A 1,912-nucleotide genomic window follows, 5' to 3' on the forward strand; every position below is an offset into this window, starting at 1 on the left:
TAGCTGGTATAGGAGCGGCGGGAATTCCTGAGGCCGGGCTGGTCACTATGGTGATGGTGCTTCAGTCGGTAGGTCTTCCTCTGGAGGGGATAGGCATGCTCCTTTCAATAGACTGGTTTCTGGACCGATGTCGGACAACTGTAAACGTCTGGGGAGACTCCATTGGTGCTGGGGTTGTGGATCACCTGGAAGAAAAATGGGTAGAGAGAGGAGGAGAGACTTGATCATACTGGCATTATTTGGCCTTATCATAGGCATTCTTTCTTCAGCTTCAGGATTGGGTGGAGGATTTCTTGTTGTACCCTTTTTGATTTTTCTGGGGCGGGAAGCCAAGTTGGCAGTAGGCACGGCTTTTATTTATATTTTAATGGTATCAATTTCTTCTGCCCTGGCACATTACAGGTTGGGAAACATTGATATAAAAACTGGAATGATTATGGCCCTGGGAGGTATTGCTGGTGCTCAAATCGGGCCTCATTTGTTGCAACATCTTTCGGACCAGAATTACAAACGCATTTTTTCAGTACTTCTGATGATAACAGCTGTCTGGCTATTTGCCAGTACCTTTACCAGCTCTAAAGGTTAATTCAAGATGCGTTGCTGTTACCACGAACAAGCCTGACAGCAAAAGGGCCTTCTCCAAACTTGTTGATCCAGCTTGAACGGCCCTTAACCAGGCTAAACATCATAGCCCTGTCTCCATTGATTGTGTCTGTCCAGGTGCAATCTGCGCATTTTGGTTCGAACTCTTTTGGGATATGGATTTCATTATTCCCAAAGTCCCTTTGGCTGAAACTTTTGTCGAAAATGGTTTTAACATCTTCCATTTTAGGGATTCTCCAATCATTAAAGCCGCCAAAGTTTTCTGCGTTTTTTTCTTCTGCAAATTTCATGGCTTTTTCCAGGTGAATCCATTTCCCAGTTAACTGCCTGGAGTCCTTTTTAAGCCAGGTCAAACCTGTTTGGCTGTCGGTAACAGTATCGTTTCCATTGTCTATGAATCGTGACATGGTTAACCTCTTTAAAGTTTGTGGTAATGATAATTATATCAGAATTTGGTTTGGGCGAGTCAAAAGGGGAGGACAAAAAAAAGCCGATAGACCAAAGTCTACCGGCTTTTTGACCTCATGGTGAGGTTTGATGCTTTTAATTCTTTACTTGATGGTCGCGTGATTCACTTCACAATCAGCTTGAGAAACCAGATTTTCTTTCATGTAACCATCTCGGTTCTGGTTCATCTGCTTGCGGTAAGCGTCATCAGAGTTGTCGCCACGACAATCACCGACTACCAGCCCAACAACAACGCCTGCATCTTCTACAGTTCGCCACTGTTTCCATGACTGCTCCGTTTGAGAAGAACCGAACTGGTAGTCACCGTTGATGACGCCCGTATCACTTCGAGACCTTCCCGCACCAGAAGCCAGATTAACCGCATTGGTCAAAGCTCTATCTTTGGCTCCCATTTGCATCATAGTCTGAGTGACCCCTGTTACACTGGGATGGTTACTTTGGTAATACTGCCCAGGAACCGTTTCATCTGCGCTGGCACTCAATGCTGTGAGTCCAACAAATGCACATACTGCTACGAACAAAGTTGCTTTCTTCATTACTTCCCTCCCCATACAGGATGAAATTGGAATAAAAAACTTTCTAATACTAACGATTTGTTATTTTAGGGGGTATAAGGTGAACCCTGTTTTTTGTGTAAGTTTTTATCTTTTTATAGTTGGGGTTATATCTTATAGGAAAATTATCGTTGGGGGGTGATTCGGCTAGGTGAAAAAATAGAACAAATATTTTTTGATTTTATGAGTAGGGTCCAAGACTATAAATTTATAGTCTGAATATCAGGTTCTTATTTCTGAAGCTGTGGCGATAGCTTGGGAGAGGAAAACTCTATGCCTTGAAAGCT

4 protein-coding genes are annotated in these 1,912 nt (G+C 43.3%); 2 read left to right on the top strand and 2 right to left on the bottom strand.

Translation table 11 applies throughout. From position 1 onward, the window contains the following. Together F3741_06350 and F3741_06355 are read left to right on the top strand one after the other, a co-directional pair. Positions 1 to 224, top strand: a 224-nt coding sequence (locus F3741_06350) for a dicarboxylate/amino acid:cation symporter (protein ID MZG30416.1), incomplete at its 5' end; no start/stop codon positions are given. Further along, positions 197 to 586 carry a sulfite exporter TauE/SafE family protein gene (locus F3741_06355; GenBank protein ID MZG30417.1) on the top strand — a complete coding sequence of 130 codons (390 nt, stop codon included), beginning with the start codon at positions 197 to 199 and terminating at the stop codon, positions 584 to 586. The genes F3741_06350 and F3741_06355, both read left to right, overlap by 28 nt. Position 587: 1 nt before the next feature. Here the strand turns inward: F3741_06355 and F3741_06360 are convergent, their stop codons facing one another. Beyond that, a complete protein-coding gene (locus F3741_06360) occupies positions 588 to 1,010 on the bottom strand; it encodes a DUF1566 domain-containing protein (protein MZG30418.1) in 423 nt (140 codons plus the stop codon). A gap of 144 nt (positions 1,011 to 1,154) precedes the next feature. After that, a complete protein-coding gene (locus tag F3741_06365; protein ID MZG30419.1) occupies positions 1,155 to 1,607 on the bottom strand; it encodes a hypothetical protein in 453 nt (150 codons plus the stop codon). Positions 1,608 to 1,912: the final 305 nt, after the last annotated feature.

It is taken from the genome of Nitrospinota bacterium, assembly GCA_009873635.1.
Taxonomy (GTDB): Bacteria; Nitrospinota; Nitrospinia; order Nitrospinales; family VA-1; genus LS-NOB.